The organism is Aquimarina algiphila, assembly GCF_007489275.1.
GTDB lineage: Bacteria > Bacteroidota > Bacteroidia > Flavobacteriales > Flavobacteriaceae > Aquimarina > Aquimarina algiphila.
Genome location: NZ_VLNR01000101.1, coordinates 1 through 16,913, shown reverse-complemented (window position 1 = coordinate 16,913; position 16,913 = coordinate 1). Strand labels below are relative to the sequence as shown.

At 32.9% G+C, this 16,913-nt stretch carries 19 protein-coding genes; 17 read left to right on the top strand and 2 right to left on the bottom strand.

Annotated features, from left to right (window positions below; genetic code table 11):
- Positions 1-168 precede the first annotated feature (168 nt).
- From FOF46_RS32395 to FOF46_RS28720, 9 genes are read left to right on the top strand one after another with little or no spacing between them, the layout of a single operon-like run.
- Complete coding sequence (locus tag FOF46_RS32395) at positions 169-393, top strand: hypothetical protein (RefSeq protein ID WP_244299790.1); 225 nt, start codon at positions 169-171, stop codon at positions 391-393.
- A 4-nt stretch (positions 394-397) separates the two neighbouring features.
- Entirely contained in the window at positions 398-781 is a 384-nt protein-coding gene (locus tag FOF46_RS28755) for a hypothetical protein (RefSeq protein WP_143918909.1), read from the top strand.
- Positions 782-792: 11 nt separating this feature from the next.
- Positions 793-1,044, top strand: coding sequence for a hypothetical protein (locus tag FOF46_RS28750; RefSeq protein ID WP_143918908.1), 252 nt, complete (start codon positions 793-795; stop codon positions 1,042-1,044).
- 10 nt (positions 1,045-1,054) lie between these two features.
- On the top strand, positions 1,055-2,701 hold the full coding sequence (locus tag FOF46_RS28745; protein ID WP_143918907.1) for a hypothetical protein: 1,647 nt from the start codon (positions 1,055-1,057) through the stop codon (positions 2,699-2,701).
- Between the two features lie 12 nt (positions 2,702-2,713).
- On the top strand, positions 2,714-3,193 hold the full coding sequence (locus FOF46_RS28740; RefSeq protein ID WP_143918906.1) for a hypothetical protein: 480 nt from the start codon (positions 2,714-2,716) through the stop codon (positions 3,191-3,193).
- A 54-nt stretch (positions 3,194-3,247) separates the two neighbouring features.
- A complete protein-coding gene (locus FOF46_RS28735; protein WP_167571989.1) occupies positions 3,248-3,670 on the top strand; it encodes a hypothetical protein in 423 nt (140 codons plus the stop codon).
- 10 nt (positions 3,671-3,680) lie between these two features.
- Positions 3,681-4,496 (top strand): hypothetical protein, encoded by an 816-nt coding sequence (locus FOF46_RS28730; RefSeq protein WP_143918904.1) that lies wholly within the window; start codon positions 3,681-3,683, stop codon positions 4,494-4,496.
- Positions 4,497-4,506: 10 nt separating this feature from the next.
- Positions 4,507-5,406 carry a hypothetical protein gene (locus tag FOF46_RS28725; protein WP_143918903.1) on the top strand — a complete coding sequence of 300 codons (900 nt, stop codon included), beginning with the start codon at positions 4,507-4,509 and terminating at the stop codon, positions 5,404-5,406.
- A 28-nt stretch (positions 5,407-5,434) separates the two neighbouring features.
- A complete protein-coding gene (locus tag FOF46_RS28720; RefSeq protein WP_167571988.1) occupies positions 5,435-6,286 on the top strand; it encodes a phosphoadenosine phosphosulfate reductase domain-containing protein in 852 nt (283 codons plus the stop codon).
- A gap of 50 nt (positions 6,287-6,336) precedes the next feature.
- Here the strand turns inward: FOF46_RS28720 and FOF46_RS28715 are convergent, their stop codons facing one another.
- Positions 6,337-8,805 (bottom strand): UvrD-helicase domain-containing protein, encoded by a 2,469-nt coding sequence (locus FOF46_RS28715; RefSeq protein ID WP_167571987.1) that lies wholly within the window; start codon positions 8,803-8,805, stop codon positions 6,337-6,339.
- A 43-nt stretch (positions 8,806-8,848) separates the two neighbouring features.
- Between FOF46_RS28715 and tnpA the strand changes: the two genes are divergently transcribed.
- The 3 genes from tnpA to tnpC are packed head-to-tail and all read left to right on the top strand — an operon-like array spanning position 8,849 to position 11,122.
- Positions 8,849-9,196, top strand: coding sequence for an IS66 family insertion sequence element accessory protein TnpA (gene tnpA / locus FOF46_RS28710; protein ID WP_143918900.1), 348 nt, complete (start codon positions 8,849-8,851; stop codon positions 9,194-9,196).
- A complete protein-coding gene (gene tnpB / locus FOF46_RS28705) occupies positions 9,196-9,558 on the top strand; it encodes an IS66 family insertion sequence element accessory protein TnpB (RefSeq protein WP_143918899.1) in 363 nt (120 codons plus the stop codon). The genes tnpA and tnpB overlap by 1 nt, the downstream gene beginning before the upstream one ends.
- Entirely contained in the window at positions 9,551-11,122 is a 1,572-nt protein-coding gene (gene tnpC, locus FOF46_RS28700) for an IS66 family transposase (RefSeq protein ID WP_244299788.1), read from the top strand. Before tnpB ends, tnpC begins: the two co-directional genes overlap by 8 nt.
- Here tnpC and FOF46_RS28695 read toward each other — a convergent pair.
- The gene (locus FOF46_RS28695) at positions 11,119-11,487 is read right to left on the bottom strand and encodes a hypothetical protein (RefSeq protein WP_143918898.1); all 369 of its coding nucleotides are present in this window, start codon (positions 11,485-11,487) and stop codon (positions 11,119-11,121) included. The two genes, tnpC and FOF46_RS28695, sit on opposite strands and share 4 nt — an antisense overlap.
- A gap of 136 nt (positions 11,488-11,623) precedes the next feature.
- On the opposite strand from FOF46_RS28695, the gene FOF46_RS28690 reads away from it, so the two are divergent.
- From FOF46_RS28690 to FOF46_RS28670, 5 genes are all read left to right on the top strand, one after another.
- On the top strand, positions 11,624-12,706 hold the full coding sequence (locus tag FOF46_RS28690) for a tyrosine-type recombinase/integrase (RefSeq protein WP_143918897.1): 1,083 nt from the start codon (positions 11,624-11,626) through the stop codon (positions 12,704-12,706).
- A 52-nt stretch (positions 12,707-12,758) separates the two neighbouring features.
- A complete protein-coding gene (locus tag FOF46_RS28685; RefSeq protein ID WP_167571985.1) occupies positions 12,759-13,541 on the top strand; it encodes a helix-turn-helix domain-containing protein in 783 nt (260 codons plus the stop codon).
- A 116-nt stretch (positions 13,542-13,657) separates the two neighbouring features.
- A complete protein-coding gene (locus tag FOF46_RS28680) occupies positions 13,658-14,593 on the top strand; it encodes a S41 family peptidase (protein WP_167571984.1) in 936 nt (311 codons plus the stop codon).
- A gap of 250 nt (positions 14,594-14,843) precedes the next feature.
- The gene (locus FOF46_RS28675) at positions 14,844-16,061 is read left to right on the top strand and encodes a DUF418 domain-containing protein (protein ID WP_143918894.1); all 1,218 of its coding nucleotides are present in this window, start codon (positions 14,844-14,846) and stop codon (positions 16,059-16,061) included.
- A gap of 197 nt (positions 16,062-16,258) precedes the next feature.
- Positions 16,259-16,717, top strand: a complete 459-nt coding sequence (locus tag FOF46_RS28670) for an SMI1/KNR4 family protein (RefSeq protein ID WP_143918893.1) — start codon at positions 16,259-16,261, stop codon at positions 16,715-16,717.
- Positions 16,718-16,913 lie beyond the last annotated feature (196 nt).

The window sequence follows — 16,913 nt, the reverse complement described above, 5'->3', positions numbered from 1 at the left end:
CAAGTTATTTAATACACACACTTTTGGGGGTGGGTCAATTTAAACAAGAATAGGTGGGTCAGTTTAAATAGGATTTACTGGGTCAATATAATAGGAATAGGTGGGTCAGTTTGGCAAGAATTTCCAATCAGTAAAGCAAGTAAAGAAGAATGCAGGGCATTTAAAATTATGACTTCCCCTTTACATAAAAACACCCTCATTCTGCGGTGGCTGAGTTTGGATATAACCGATCCAGATCGAACCATTCAATGCTATCGTTACCGTTGCTATTATCCCGATGGCAATCCTCAAAACTGTTCCATTCATTACAGCAATCAGGAGGAAGCTAATCACTTTTTTAGCGGACTAAAAGAATGGCATCATCAACACTATTGTATAGACCATAAATCATAATACCATGTATCAATTAGAAAAAATAAACCCAAAAATCTTAGCGAAAATAAGCTTGAAGCATCAAGAAAAGATTTTAGAACAAACAGGTTCAAAATTTTTGCCCCAGAAAGCCTATGATACCATTAAAAAAGAAACCCAGGATTTTACCCTAGACCTTGCTGAAGCAAAAAAGGTAGATGAATTATTTATGGCTCTACTCAAAAAAAATGGCATTGTCATAGAAGAATCTTCAGCCCCATCATCTTCCCCTAAAATGCCTAAAACACCTCAAGAGAAGACAGGAAAAAAAACGAAAAGCAAAAAAGAGGAAATGGAGTTTGCAGAAAAAGAACGGATGAGGATCATAGACTTGTTAGAATTAGAACTTGAATTAGAAGCATCTCTATAAACTAAAAAATCATGAAGAAAGATACATTAATTATTACTGGAGCTGGTTTAGTGATTGGAACACTAGAAGCTCTTATCTATTACAACATGGGTAAAAAAGATGAGAATGGAAAATTCTCCTACAGTTTGCCACCTACAAAAGAATTTTTACAGACCGTAGGTTTAGTGTTTATCACTTCAATAGCAACAGCCTATTTAACCAAAGGCTTAGAAAAAGTTATTTTGACCAAATCCAAACCAAAACTCCGATTACAAACCGCATAAAAAAATAATAATGATAACTTCTCAAGACATTTTAAACCTGAACCTGAAAAAGGTTGAAGAAAAATCCATAAAACTTAAAGAAAGGATTGAAGCATGGATAACGGAATACAATCAGGCAAAAGATAAAGCTCTCTTTGAAAAAACATCTTTACAAAGCAGGCAGAAACTCTATGACATGGTAAGCAAATATGCCCCAGAAGCCATTAAGAAAACCCCAAGCCCTAAAAAAGAAAAACAGAAAGAACAAACTCCAAAACCAAAGACCATCCCAAAGTCAGAAAAAAAGTCGAAAGGGCAATCTAAAAGCACCCAACCTAAAGGAAAGTTGCAACGAGTGGTCTTATTGGTAATTGGTGACTTTAAAGGACTGTTGAAAGAAGCTGAAGAACTGGAGATACGAGAAGATGACATTGTTATTGTGATGGAAATGACCGGGCAATTAGAAAAAGCAATAGAAGAAGGTAACAAAGAAGAAGTAGAACGTCTTTTGGATAAATTCTTATTGGACTATTTACAATGGGAATTAAAAATGCGTAACAGCACCAAAAACAAGGAACAAGAATTTGGTAAGAAAACGACTCGGGCTGTTAATAAGCTATTAGAAGAACTAGGGTACTCTTCTATAATTGGCAAACCAGAAAAGGAAATTTTGGAAACCATCTCTTTGCGGGAGTTAGTTAAAACATTGTCGCTCAAATTTAGAGATTGGGCAGCCTTTTTAGAGGGCAAGGATAAAGAAATTGCTAATGATGCCATGCTCGATTTAATACTTACTTTATCTAAAGAAGATGAAAAAGAGTTTCGCTCCCAAGTCAAGGAGTTTATTGAAGAATACCAGCATGCAAAAAGAGGAATTTCCAATGCTCAAATAGCAGATGAAGCTGATAAATTGGTCTTGTTTTTAGAGAAATTATGGCATCAGGAAAAAGAAGATCAATCTGCTAAAAAAACCAAAGAAAAAGGAAGTAGCACAGGCAAAAAAACACAAACCACGCTGCTTACCGAACAATTAGTTCAACATGTAATTGATAAGCTAATTGAAATTGAAAAAGACCTTAGTGGACACGATGAGACCATTGTCAGCGTTACCCGCTTTGATTTAGAAGAAGCTCTTGAGGAAGAATCGGGAACACAGTTTAGAAAAAAGGTATTGAAAGCAGCACATTCCTTTAAAGGATTTGTGGACGACATCAAAAATCCTTCAGCTAGAGAAGGATCCATAACTGTAATGAACAAAATACTTAATGCTCTTGGAGAACCTTTACTCACCAAAACGGGAAAAGAAAGGAAGGAAACAGAAGAACAACGCAATCAAAGAAGGTTAAGCGAATTAGAAGCAATCGAACCCGATTTAGAACGCTGTAGGGACATAATTAGAGAAGTAGGCAGAATAGAAAAAGCAGCTAAAGAACCAAAACCAGCATTAAGCCCTTACGATAAACTCTCTAACCGATTGATCAGTTTTGGCAATATAGTGCTGGAACGGCATGCCAAAAATGAAAATGTGTTGGAAAGAACCAAAGAAAAACTGCTGGACATCTTAAAAAACATGACTGAAGAATGGGGGATGAGAGATAAATCCGAAATAGAAAAAATTCAGAAAAAAATAGTCATGACTTATGATAACCTCATTAAGAAATTAGAAAAAAACACCTAAAAAAACAGTCTCATGAATAAAGCAAAATACCAGGAATTTATCGACAAACATAATCTTAAAACCCTTCCTAAGAAAATACAAGAAGCCATAGCGAGATGTAACCATCTAAAAATACGACTAGAGAACATTAAAAAAGATGGTGTACAAACCGATGAAATGGAAAAATTTACCAAGCTTCAAAAACAAGTAACAACTTGCGAAGAAGAAATCTACCTCGCTTTACAAAACCATTTTGCTGACCAACTTCAAAACAATGATTCCTTAAAAGAAAACACTACAAAAAAAGTAGGTTTTAATAAGGAAAAAGAGCAACTAAGGCATAATGAGAAGATTTTGGATAGCCTTAAAAGGATGAATTGGACCACGAACATAAAACGGTCAGAACTTAGAAGAATGGGGCTTAAACACCCACTTAATAAATGGGAAATCAAAATAGGTGAACATACTTTAAAAAGATCAACCCTATTGTCTTTCAAATTCAACCTCATATAAAACTTAATAATGATGTCTGATAACAGTCTAGCCCAACAATATACGTACACCGATTTGCAACATAGCGTTGATGAATTGGTTGGAAAATATGGATTAGAGAAAGCTGTTCAAATGCTAAAAATATTTTCTCAAAACACGCAAATTAAAGTAACCAATCCAAGACGGTTAAAGCTGATTACCGATTATGTGGTTGCGGAATGTGCAGAAATTTTTGATGTCAATGAGCAGCAACTAAGCAGCTCCACTATTCGAGAATATCGAGAAGCACGAATGGCCTGTTATCATCTATTGAGCAAATATACAGGTAGTAGTTATGCCCGGATTGGACAACGCTTCGGTTGGGAATACCACAATGTATTCTATTTCTATCACAAATGTGAAGAAATTTTGTCGCTACCAGGGTATTACAAAAATTTTATAAAAATGTACAACGCACTAGAGGCAAGTACCATCAATTTCATCTCCAAATTAAATTAACTATTCCACCATGAAAGACCTACAAAAAGACATTGCAACTATACTGTCTGAAGATCAAAATAACATTGCATTTCAAGATTTTGTTCACGAACAAGATAGTCCACTTAACGAACCTGTAATTGAACGTGAAGGACATCATCAACAAAAACCTGAAGAACAAGAAGAAGGAGAATCAACTTCCACTAAAGCAGATCAGGATTTTTCAGAATTCAATTTCGATGACGGAATACCCGAACAAGAAATCAATGAGGACTATACCGAAACTACAATAGAAGATGCTGAAGAATTTGAGATCCCCACCAATCAGGCAAAAACAGCAGCAGACACCATATTAGGCGTAGCCAATAATGTACTTGGAGTAGGTGCAGGTTTTTTCATAAAAATTCACAAACACAAGGAGTTTTATGAATTTGATGAAGTCATTCAAGTCATAGAGGAGCAGAACGAGAAGAACATTAACCTCTTTAAACTGGATAAAGAGGACAAGGCACTCCTGCGTCCTCTGTTGATTCAAGTGCTGAAAGCCAAAGCCAAAAAGCTGACGGTAGAACAGCAACTTATTGGAGCAATCGTTTCCATTTTAATCAAAAAGGCTCAAGTGATGATGGAGATTCGGGCAGAAAATGAAATTCTGGAACAACGCATTTTAGCCATTGTTAAAGATGAACAAGAAACTGAAGAAAATGAGGTATATACTCAAGCAAAATCAGATCCCGTAGTAGACAATGAACCAGAAGAAGAAATAACACAAAAACCAGCAGCTACACCAAATGCCACCATCATTCCTAATGGAATCATAGAAGTTGCAGAAGAAGTCGCAGCATAATCATCCCCTTATGAATTATAAACGAAAAAACGAACTAATTGTCGTTATTGGTGAAACTGGCGTTGGCAAAACCTACAGAACGCTACAAGAAATCAAGTACTATCTAAAAGACAATACTGATACAGGAAAGAAAGCCCGAAAAGTACTCGTATTTGACACCAATGACGATGACTTTGTACAATTTCGATCCGTTAGCCCCGAAAACATCATAAAGTTAACACACCCTATTCCAAGGCGTATCCGACCTTACAACGATCGTGGTAGAAGAATGGATAAAACCGAGAAAAAAGAAGTGGTAAAGAAAATCCTCAACCATTACCAGGATGGTTTATTGGTACTGGATGATATGGACGATTATATGACTTTTGAAAAAGGACAAGACATGGTGAGTGCATTGATTACACTAAGGCATCGAGGGGTTGATTTTATTTTTTCTCACCAATCATTAGGTAAAGTAGCCAAAACAGCTTGGCAAAATGCGTCTTGGCTTCGATTACACCATCAAGTTGACAATCCAAAAGACTATAAAGATCGTATCCCGAAATACCCCTTAGTCCGTATTGCGCAGCACATCGTAGAAGAACAGTACGAGCTGGCTTATCGAAAATTTAAAGAGGGAGAAATCAGCGATTTTGAGTTCAAATACCGCAGCAGTTTTTTTGTATATGTCAACATTCGTAAGCAACGTATTATTGGCTGTTCAAGAGCTGCATTCATAAGAGCAGCAAAAAAGTTCATCGAGCAAGAGCAGGAAGGGCAAATCAGAATGCTCCTGAAAGAAACCCATTTCAAGAACAATCAACCCATATATAAGAACCGAAACGAAGCTTTGATCAAGTTGATTGCCGATTATTTACGTTACCACGAAACCGTTAAAACCATTCCTTTTAATCAGCACAATGCTGCATAGATTTCAATTTTAAACCAACATGAGAAATATGTTTACCCACCCTAATAATAAAATAGCAACCTTGTTAATTTCTTTCTCTGGAGGGAGGACATCTGCCTTTATGACCAAGTTTATATTGGAGCATCCCAAATATAAACACTTTAAAAAAGTAATCGTATTTGCCAATACAGGAAAAGAGCGTGAAGAAACACTAGACTTTATCAATGAATGCGATATTCGTTGGGATTTGAATGTGGTCTGGATTGAACCTGTTGTCAATCCCCAAATGGGAGTTGGTACTTCATTTAGAGTGGTAAACTATGAAACAGCAAACAGAGATGGTCAACCTTTTGAAACAGCTATAAGTAAGTATGGTATTCCTAATATCGCACGACCCTATTGTACAAGAGAATTAAAGTTAGTGCCCATCAAAAAATATATGCAGTCGTTAGGACTAAAAAAATGGGTTTCAGCCATTGGTATCCGCTATGATGAACGACACCGTATTAATCCTGTTACCTCTCGTAAAGAAAACAAAATTTATCCGTTGGCCCAGGATCTCAAATGCAATAAAACTTTCATTAGAAATTGGTGGAAAAATCAAGACTTTGACTTAAAACTTAAAGACTATGAAGGCAATTGCGATCTGTGTTATAAAAAATCAGAACGAAAATTACTGACCATTGCAAAAGAACAACCTCAATTAGTTGAATGGTGGGATCACATGGAAACAAAATATGAAGGAGGTGAATATTCATTTTTCAGGAATCACACAACTGCAAAGGAATTAGCCAAAAAAGCTTATTCAACTGACTTTATCGAGGCTACGGATGAGTTCAATGATTTACCTTTTAATCCGATTTTGGACATGGAATTTGATTGTATGTGTAAGGCGTCTTAAAATAGGAGAATGACCATGAGCAGAATCAGGCTTAATTTTAATAAAAAAAGTTACTTCTTTTTCTTTTTTATGTAACGACACCCATAACTAAAATTGGAACACCCATAAAAATTACCATAAGGACCAGTCCTAAGTTTTAAGTTGCCCTTTTTACATCGAGGACATCTTTTAATTTCTTCAGGAGGTTTTTTATCTAATTGATTGATGAACTTAGAAATATGATTCACATTTGCAATACAAACCGTTCTTTCTTTTGCTCTAGTGAGTGCAACATAAAATAGCCTTCTTTCTTCAGCGTTCGGATATGGTTCAGCATGACTAAGTAACAAGTCCATTACAGGATCATCACTGATTTCATTTGGAAAACCATATCTGCCTGAATTACAATTAACAATGAAGACTACGTTTGCTTGTAAGCCCTTTGAACGATGTACGGTAAGAAATTGAAAATCAAAAATATATTTTTTAGCGAAAGTAAGCTGTATTTGATTTTCAGAAACCTTTTTCCAAGCTGGATGATTTTCAAAATTCAAGCGATTAAAATCCCTATTATTTCTACCAAGAATTAAGAATTTCTTTTGCTGTAGTTCTTGCATTTCCTTATCCAGTTCAAAAGCTTTTATCTTTTCCGCAAGTTCCTCTACACTATATTGATTCTTGGTTAGCTTCAAAAGAGTTTTAATCACATACTTCAAAAATGCTTGTTTCAAAGCTTCTGTATCATCACTGGTATCAGTTTTAGAATATTCGACCTTTAAAGATGTACTGGCATCATTTGTGAAGCTTCTTAGCTGTTTTTTGATCTGAGAAGGGTTTTGAGTAATAAAATTTCCAGAAATGTCAATCATAGGATTTTTGAAACGATAGGTCGTTTCTATTTTACTAATTTCTGTAACTCCAAAATAGCGTTCGAATTGATTAAACAAACTACTATCACTCCCTGTGAATCGATAGATCGATTGCCAATCATCACCAACACAAAACAATCTACAAGCTGGGTTACTATTCTTTAATGCGTTAAGTAATTGATACCTACCTTGAGAAATATCTTGAAATTCATCGACAATGATATAGTCATATGTTGTGGTATATTTTCCTGTAAGAATATAATCCGTAGCTCGATTGATCATATCGCTAAAATCAATTTCTGCTTTTTCATTTAAAATGATCTGATACTCTTTATAAATAGGGATGAATAATTTTAAAAACAATGTATTCCTTACTTTTTCAAAACCTGATTTTGAGTTCAGCTTTTTGATTAAATCATCAAGACTATAATTATTGGACTTAAACAAACTTAGAAATTGAATAAATAAATCTACCATTGCCCTAACTTCATCAATCGCAACCTCATTAATTACTTTCCACTTTTCCTGTTGTGTCATGGGGTTAACCGTAATCCCCGCTTCGGTTAATTTTTTAGCGAGGTTATCTAACAAAACACCTTCGCTGTTTTCATAGCTATAAGTTTCTATGCATGATGTATTGTGTGCTTGATGCGTCTTCCTTTTCCACTCAATACCTTGATTATAATGTAGCCGGGCATCCTCATGAGATTGTCCCTCATCGGCAAAAAATGGAGGAACATTTCCTTCTCTGTCAATTCCGAAATGCTCCAGGTATATTTTTTCTTCATTATTGAACAAGGTAAAGTCTGGTTTATATTGCCTGTAATCTAAATCCCTAGTATTGTGCTCATAAGGATATTCGTATTCGTACCTTACCCGATTGAAAAATAAAAAATTAGCAATTTTACATTCTTCCATACTCTTGACAATTTCCCTGTTTACAGTTTCTTTATCTCCATAGGTGGCAACTTTCTGCTTATATGTTTTAAAATCCTGGTCCTTCATGTATTCAATGTAGTCTTCTTGTGAATCAAACTCAAAAGAAGATTTATCCAATTTCATGTAGGAAATAAAATAATTGGTAATGTCGTTCAGGTATTCTTCTTGACCTTGTAATTTCTTAAAAATTCCATTGATGTGTCTACGAAATTGATTGCTATCATAAATACTAGGTTTTCCCTTTTCGACACTTCGGATAATATCGTTCCCTAAACTGTGAAAGGTACGTACCTCAATGCCTCTAAAATTTACACGTTCAGTAAGGTCTTTTGCAGATGCTTTTGTAAAAGATATTAAAAGGATATTTTCAGGCTTTGTTTTGTATCGGTTAATTAGATACTTTACCTTTCCGACAATCGTTGTGGTTTTCCCCGATCCAGCACCAGCAATTACAAGATTGTTATCTTCATCGGTAATAATACACTCTCGTTGCTGATTATCCAGACTATTACCCTCTATATCATTAAAGAAATCTTGATATTCTGTCTTTTCTTTAGCAATGAACTGTGTGTTAAATCGTTTTCTGATCTCATTACCATTCGCATGAAAGTTTAAAAATGCATTCGTTATTGTCAATTCTTCTTTGGATAAGCCTATTCGATCAATTTCTAGTCGGAAAAGTTCAGAATAAAGTACGACATAACGCTGCTGCCATTGGTAACCGTTCGGCAAACTGCATCTTGTACGAATTTGATTTAGGTTTTAGTTTTGCGATATGCAAAAAGAAACTACCAAAAGAAAGAAGGAGATGTACTCCATATTAAAGAACTGGCGAAAAAGTTCTTTGAGTTTAAAAGAATATGGTGAAAAATATGGTATCAATTATGGTATTATGAAATACTGGAATAGGCAGTTTAGAGTTGATTTTCCAGAATCCAAAAAACCAATTTCAAAAAAGGAAGCTATTTTTATTCCTGTAGAAGTCTCAGATTCTATAAAAGACAAAGCTGTTTCTAAAAGAGTACCCGTACCTATTGAGGTTCATTATCCTAATGGAGTTTTTCTACAATGCCCTTCTGATATCTGTAAAAAAGAATTGAAAACCTTAATCACTCTTTTCTGATGTTTGGACTTACTACGACTCACAGGTTTCATCTGTACCATAAGCCAGCTGACATGAGAAAAGGATTCAATGGTCTTTGTGGATTAATACAAAATGATCTATCTACATCACCTACCGATGGTTCTGTATATATTTTCATCAATAAAACCCGTGATAAAGTAAAGCTACTTCATTGGAGTGGTAGCAGTTTTATTATGTATTACAAGCGATTAGAGTCTGGTACTTTTGAGATTCCCTATTATGATCAGAAAGTAGGTAGTATTTCTCTTAGCTATTCACAATTAGTTTTACTTATTGATGGAGTTTCTATAACTGATATTAGCAGAAGAAAACGTTATAAAACAGTACTTGAAAATGTTTGATTTTATTGTGCATATCGTAAGATTTAGGTGTTTTTACCATGTGGAAATCACCCCAAATAATTCTTTATCTAACGATCAGTTTTTGCTCCAAGAAGCATACGATACTCTGGTAAAAGAGCATCAAAAATTACAATTTGACTACCAGTACTTACAACAACAATTATCTGAGTTAAAGCGAATGATTTTTGGCAGTAAAAGTGAACGGTTCGTTGCTTCAGATATAGAACAATTAGATTTATTTGTTGAACAATTGGAAATTTCTGATATCAAGCATGAATCCATAGAAATCACCTATAAAAGAGAGAAGAAAGCAGAAGAAAAACAACAACCTATTCGTAGTTCAATTCCATCTCACTTGCCTCGAATAGAAGAAATCATAGAACCTGCTGAAATTTCACCTAATTCCAAAAAGATTGGAGAAGAAGTTACGGAAATATTAGAATATAACCCTTCCAGTATTTTTGTCAGAAGAATTGTTCGCCCTAAGTATATAGTACAAGAAGATACTAAAATAGTAATTGGGGCACTTCCATCACTTCCAATTCCAAAAGGTAATGCAGGAGCTGGATTACTATCTCATATTATGGTTAGTAAATTTGTTCACCATTTACCTTTTTATAGACAGCAACAAATATTCAAAAGCCAACATCTTGATATTAGCAGAGCAACATTATGTAATTGGTTTAATGCAACTACTAAGTTATTGGAACCTTTATATGATACTTTGCAAAAGGAGCTTTTACAAAGTAATTACCTTCAGATAGATGAATCCCCTATCGGAGTTCAGGATACTTCTAAAAAAGGAAAGCTTCATATGGGTTATCATTGGGTACACCACGCTCCATTAGAACGATTGGTTTTATTTAAGTACGCTCCTAGTAGGTCAAAAAATGTCCCAGAGGAATTATTACAAGAGTATAATGGCACTATTCAAACCGATGGATATTCTGGATATACAAACTTAAATACAAAAGGAACTATTACTTTATTGGCCTGTATGGCACATGCCAGAAGATATTTTGAAAAAGCACTGAATGAGGACGCATTCAGAGCCAGTTATGTATTGGAACAAATTCAAAAGTTATACGCTATAGAGCGAAAAGCAAGAAAACGTGAAAGTTCAGCTGAACAAAGAAAACGTTACCGCAAATCATATGCTGTTCCAATTTTAGATAGTTTAGAAAGTTGGCTTAAGGCACAGGTTCTTGAGGTGCTACCTAAAAGTGCTATCGGAAAAGCCATTGGGTATACATTAAAATTATGGGATAAACTAAAAAGATATACAATCGATGGTCGTTATGAAATTGACAATAACCTAGTGGAAAACACTATCAGACCACTGGCTTTAGGCAGAAAGAACTATCTGTTTTCTGGTTCTCATAGAGCAGCTCAAAAAGCTGCAATGCTATATTCTTTGTTTGCCAGTTGTAAGATTAATAATATAGATCCCTACTGTTGGCTTAAAGATGTATTAGAAAATATACAAGAACATAAAGCAAATCGATTACATGAATTATTACCAAACCATTGGAAGATATTAAAGGGAATTAATGTTGCTGATTAAACATTCATATAGTCTTGCCAGGTTACTAAGAGGTATTTTTCTTTTTGGTTTTCTTTTAAATCCAGAAACCCATATTCATAACAGAAAAGATACACCTGTCCTTTTTTGTTTTTCCAGTAATGGGTAAAATAAGTAGGATCAAACCCTTCAGAAATCAGTTTTTCTTTGCGTATGGTAGACATTCCTGATTTGTTGTAGTTTTTTAGGAGCTTTCGGTTCGTTTTTAATTGTTTATCGATAGCATAATATAAAGCTTCTTCTGATTTACGCTTTTGATATTGATGAGCAGATTTACAATGGATAGAACAGTATTTCTTATCAGATCTTCCTATAATTTCTACTTTGCAATGAGGACAGGTGTTCATTATTTTTTATTTAACAGAATAATATTCGAATAGTATTCGACTAAAACACTACTATGATTTATAAATACCACATATTTGTATGATGAAACCCAATAAACATATCACACTGAAACATTTATTGATCCACAATCAAAAGATGATTGGGCTACAGTTTTACCCTGATGAGGTAATTCAGGCATTAATTAAACAGCTTCCTGACCCTAAATGGAGTAAAGAGTTTTCAATGGTGTATATTATCAACACTAAAGAAAATCTCACCGAAGTTTTTGAGAAATTTAGAGGAGTAGCCTGGATAAACGGTAATTCTTTTTTTAAAGAAAAGCCAATACGTGATAATGAACCTGTAGATATTAACTGGTATCACAATCGCAGTAAAACAACTTCTTACAAGTATGTTCCCGAAGAGTATTTGACAAAATTAGAACTCAAACGATATGCTTTAAACACTTGTAAAACATACATATCTCAATTTGAAAAATTCATTAACCATTATCCCAATAAGGATATTGTTACCTTGTCAGAACAGGAAATCCGAAGCTATTTACAACATCTCATTAGTCAAAACAAATCCAATAACTATCTCAATCAAGCCATCAATAGTATTAAATTCTATTATGAAGTGGTGATGGGAATGCCTAACCGATTTTATAGTATTGAAAGGCCTAGAAAACAGCAACAACTCCCTAAAGTAGTATCAAAAGAAGAAATTATAACTATGCTGGAACATACTAATAATATAAAACATCGTTGCATTATAGGTTTATTGTATTCAGCGGGTTTACGTCGAAGTGAACTATTAAACCTGCGTTTAACTGATATTGACAGTAAACGAATGTTAGTTTTTATTAGAAATGCAAAGAATAATAAAGATCGATATTCGCTGCTATCTCAAACTATACTTAAAGACCTAAGAACCTATTATAAACAATGGAAACCTAAAGAGTATCTATTTGAAGGAACGTTAGGTGATAGATACTCGGCAGAAAGTGTGGCAAAAATTGTTAGAAGAGCTAGCGCCAGGTCCGGTATATTACGAAAAATAACTCCACAAATGTTAAGGCACTCATTTGCTACTCATCTTTTAGAAGATGGAACAGATATTAGATATATTCAAACTTTATTAGGGCATAATAGTACAAAAACAACCGAAATTTACACACAAGTTGCCCTAAAAAATTTTAAATCAATTAGAAATCCACTAGATTTGGGAAAAATATAATGGAAATATGTGTACCAGTACACATATTCAATTGTTGGCAATAATTAAAAAAATGAAATTAGATAATAACTATTTTTTAGGTAAAACATCTAACAAATTCAATATTGAATATGGTACAATCTCTTTGATTAATTACAACAAACCTGTGTCTGAAGAATGGCATTACCATGAAAATTTTCATCTATCGTTAATTCTTCAGGGGGGAAATTTAGAATCTCGAAAAAAGGGAGACATACAAGTATCAACTGGAAAAGTACTGTTTTATAATGAAGGAGAGTTACATTGTAATAAGCACACTTTATTCCCATCAAAAAATCTTAATATAGAATTGAGTAATGATTTTTTTAAAAACAATGATATCTACTTAGATTGTAACAAATTATCAAATAAAACTCCTTTTTCTTCTTATTTTAAATTAATAAATATATATCATGAATTGAGTATAAATGATTTACATACTTCCAATTCAATTTGCAATATTTTATATACACTATTTACATATGAAGAAGTAAAGAACAAACCAAATTGGTTAGAAAAATTAATAGAGATTATTGAAGATCGCTGGAACGAATTTATCCCTTTGCAAGAATTAGCTTCTATTCTTAATGTTCATCCAGTAACTATTTCAAAATATTTTAGAAGATACCAACATGGTACGATTGGAGATTTTATGAGAATAGTAAAGCTAAAAAGAGCATTTACGTTTTTATTAAACTCGGAAGATTCAATTACGGAAATAGCCTATAATTGTGGTTTTTCAGATCAAAGTCATATGACTAAGGTATTTAAAGCTTATGTTGGTTTTACCCCAAAAGGAATTAGGTTAATTTCATAATATATTCTGGCTAATATCATACTATTTTTTAAGCCCACTATATTATAGTTTTGCCATAGTAAAAATATGAATATTAAAAAAATCATCAATCAAAAATGAAATCAAAACTAATTATTATGTTAATCCTTTTCGGAATTAACATAAATGCTCAAGAACTTGAAAAAAAAAGTATCAAGGAAATAATTAACATAATCCCTGAATTAATTACATCAAACTATGTAAACAAAGAAAAAGGAAAGCAAATTGCATTACAATTTCAGACAGAAATCAATTCTGGTAAATATTTTAAAATTAAGCATCCAGACACCTTAGCAAGTCTACTTACAAAAGATTTAAAAAGAATAAGTAAAGATGGACATATGTATGTTAATCATTTAGCGAAAACTTCTAAAAAAACAACTAAAATAACTGATTGGGAAGCAGAAGAAAAAGCCCTTGAAATAAAACTCAACTTTGGTTTTACGGCAATTCAAATTTTAGAAAACAATACAGGTTATATAAAAATAGTAGAATTTATGCACCCAAAACGTTCTATGCAAACTGCAGTTGCTGCTATGAAAATAGTAGAGAACACAGATAATTTAATCATTGATATTCGTGGCAATGGTGGAGGTTATCCTGGTATATTAGAATATATAATGAATCATTATTTTGATGGTCCACCAACATTACTTTCTACGACTTACTTTTCTGATCCAAAAATGACACCATATACCAATTATACATCAGATTTGGTCTATGGAAAATTGAGAATTGGAAAACCATTGTATATCTTAATAAATGGTAATACAGGCTCTGCTTCAGAATATTTCGCATATACCTTACAAGCTTTTGGGAAAGCTATAATTATTGGTGAAAAATCAGCAGGTTCTGCACATAATAATGAATACTTTTCGTTAACAGATAATTTCAGAATTTCTATTTCAACGGCAATGCCAATAAATGAGATAACAAAAACAAATTGGGAACAGAAAGGAGTTATACCAGATGTAATTGTTACGAGTGAGAATGCTAAGAAAAAAGCTATAGAAATGATACTAAGTGAAAAATAACTATTGCCAACAATGTGTATAGTGCATAAGGGTTTCAGAGGTTTTTGAGCGGTATTACCCGCATCAATTTTGGGTGGTAACTCGAAAGATATGACCGATGAATTCCCTAGAAGTAATGTTATGACACCTCAAATACAAAATTTGATAAAAAATATAATATCTAAAACATAAAAAAAACCGCTAACACTGTGTAAAAATGCATTAAAACGCATTTTACACTAAACGTTAGGCACAATACCAAAAACGAAAAATGAACGAACAACCAACTAAAATAAAGAAGCGATTTGAATTATTAGATGTTTTCCGAGGATTCGCAATTCTCGGAATTTTTGTTGTCAATATTGTGATAATGAACTCAACATTTCTTAATCAAGATGAATTCTCAAAACAGTGGAGTTCAAGTATTGATCAAATATCTGAGAAAATTCTACAGCTCTTTTTTTATACAAAATTCTTTCCAATTTTCTCATTACTTTTTGGACTTGGAATTTCGATGCAAGTATTAAAATTATTCGATAAAAATAAATTTCACTTTTCATTTTTTGCAAGAAGAATGTTTATTCTATTCATTTTCGGTGTTTTACACATAACTCTTTTATGGTCTGGAGATGTATTAAATCTTTATGCTTTACTTGGGGTATTCACAACTTTAATGATAAAAAGGTCAAATAAATCTATTCTCATATTATCTTCTATTTTCCTGTTTTTTCCATTTTACGACCTAATATTAGAATACATATTCAATTTATTAAATTTTAAACCAGAAATTTATTTGAGCGATTATACTGGAAAAACAGTTAATCGAATAATTAAAAACGGAAGCTATATAGAAGGTATAAAATTAAGATTGTTAGAATATCTTTCAAATATTCCGATGCTTTTTGGGTTTTTAGCACCTCTTGCCATTTCAATGTTTCTTCTTGGACTTTATCTAGGTAAAAATAAAATTCATGAATCTCTAGATTTGTTCATCGAGAAGATTAAAAAACCAATGTTGGTAATTGCGATTGTAACTAATATTTACAGAATCATATTTTTGTTTATTCTTCCCAACTATGAAGTTTATAGGACTTATCAACCGATATTCATTAAATTAATGGGGCTTTCAGACGTAGCAATGGCTTTATTCTATCTTTGGGTAATTGGTTGGTTTTGGTATAATACAAAACTTAAATCTTCATTATCAGTATTAAAATATGCAGGTAGAATGGCTCTTACAAATTATATAATGCAAAGTTTTATAGGTTTAATACTATTTTCATCAATCGGATTTAAACTTTACGAAACTTTAAGTCCTTCAGAAACATTGTTAACAGCAATTTCTGTATTTATTTTTCAAGTAATTTTAAGCAAAATCTGGTTAACTTATTTTCAGTTTGGTCCTTTAGAATGGCTTTGGCGTTGTCTGACTTACAAAGAAATACTACCGATAAAAAGAAGAAAAAGTACTGTACCTAACAATTTATAAAAAACATAGGGCTTTTGTGCTTAATCGAAAGGTCTGAGTTTGTTTGCAAAGTCGCCAAATATAAAATTTGACATTTACTAAAAAATGATAAAAGCAAAATTTTTATATTTGGCTTAGTGCCAATCCGAAACGTATTGCTTATCACCTGTCCTACGTTTCTTACACTAGCCGTTGTACTCAATTAAAAAAACGAAATAATGTGGTTTAAGAAAAATGACATAGACATAAAACAGATAGAGAGAGTCGAACAAAAACTCAATATTCAATTACCGAGTTTTTTTGTAGACTTCTATATAAAAAAAGAAAAGTTGATTAGAAAATTTAAAAAACTATCTAATGACGAAGACTACATTACCTTGACAACTGACTTTAATTGGATGATTGAATTCAACCGAGATTTTCATAAACTTCCAAGAACAGAAGGGCTTTGTAAGAATAAAATTTGCATTGGAACTGATGGATGTGGTAATGATAGTTTCATTTCTTTAGACGGAAATGACTTCAGAGTTTTTAAAATAGACCATGAAATAGCCAATGATTTGATAGATAAAGAAAGTGGTGATTTCATGTGGGAAGATGACAGAATGGGAACATATGATTCTTTAGAACATTATCTGGAAGAAGAAATTAAAAGCTTAAAAGAATTTAGAAATTAAAATTGAGTACAACAATAGCTATAGTGCATACCCTTCGGGATACGCACCATAGCCAGACCGTTAGACACAAGAAATTAAAAACAATTTAATATGGAACTAAAAGAAGAAAAAATTATCACTAATTTAAATATTGACGAAAACAATAGTGCTGACAAAGTATTACTTGAGGCTTCAAACAAAATCATTGAGAAGATTC

Bases quoted from the DNA above. Each gene is read 5' to 3' on its own strand.
- FOF46_RS32395 (WP_244299790.1), top strand. From the start codon at position 169: ATGACTTCCCCTTTACATAAAAACACCCTCATTCTGCGGTGGCTGAGT.
- FOF46_RS28755 (WP_143918909.1), top strand. From the start codon at position 398: ATGTATCAATTAGAAAAAATAAACCCAAAAATCTTAGCGAAAATAAGC.
- FOF46_RS28750 (WP_143918908.1), top strand. From the start codon at position 793: ATGAAGAAAGATACATTAATTATTACTGGAGCTGGTTTAGTGATTGGA.
- FOF46_RS28745 (WP_143918907.1), top strand. From the start codon at position 1,055: ATGATAACTTCTCAAGACATTTTAAACCTGAACCTGAAAAAGGTTGAA.
- FOF46_RS28740 (WP_143918906.1), top strand. From the start codon at position 2,714: ATGAATAAAGCAAAATACCAGGAATTTATCGACAAACATAATCTTAAA.
- FOF46_RS28730 (WP_143918904.1), top strand. From the start codon at position 3,681: ATGAAAGACCTACAAAAAGACATTGCAACTATACTGTCTGAAGATCAA.
- FOF46_RS28725 (WP_143918903.1), top strand. From the start codon at position 4,507: ATGAATTATAAACGAAAAAACGAACTAATTGTCGTTATTGGTGAAACT.
- FOF46_RS28720 (WP_167571988.1), top strand. From the start codon at position 5,435: ATGTTTACCCACCCTAATAATAAAATAGCAACCTTGTTAATTTCTTTC.
- tnpA (WP_143918900.1), top strand. From the start codon at position 8,849: ATGCAAAAAGAAACTACCAAAAGAAAGAAGGAGATGTACTCCATATTA.
- tnpB (WP_143918899.1), top strand. From the start codon at position 9,196: ATGTTTGGACTTACTACGACTCACAGGTTTCATCTGTACCATAAGCCA.
- tnpC (WP_244299788.1), top strand. From the start codon at position 9,551: ATGTTTGATTTTATTGTGCATATCGTAAGATTTAGGTGTTTTTACCAT.
- FOF46_RS28695 (WP_143918898.1), bottom strand. From the start codon at position 11,487: ATGAACACCTGTCCTCATTGCAAAGTAGAAATTATAGGAAGATCTGAT.
- FOF46_RS28690 (WP_143918897.1), top strand. From the start codon at position 11,624: ATGATTGGGCTACAGTTTTACCCTGATGAGGTAATTCAGGCATTAATT.
- FOF46_RS28685 (WP_167571985.1), top strand. From the start codon at position 12,759: ATGAAATTAGATAATAACTATTTTTTAGGTAAAACATCTAACAAATTC.
- FOF46_RS28680 (WP_167571984.1), top strand. From the start codon at position 13,658: ATGTTAATCCTTTTCGGAATTAACATAAATGCTCAAGAACTTGAAAAA.
- FOF46_RS28675 (WP_143918894.1), top strand. From the start codon at position 14,844: ATGAACGAACAACCAACTAAAATAAAGAAGCGATTTGAATTATTAGAT.
- FOF46_RS28670 (WP_143918893.1), top strand. From the start codon at position 16,259: ATGTGGTTTAAGAAAAATGACATAGACATAAAACAGATAGAGAGAGTC.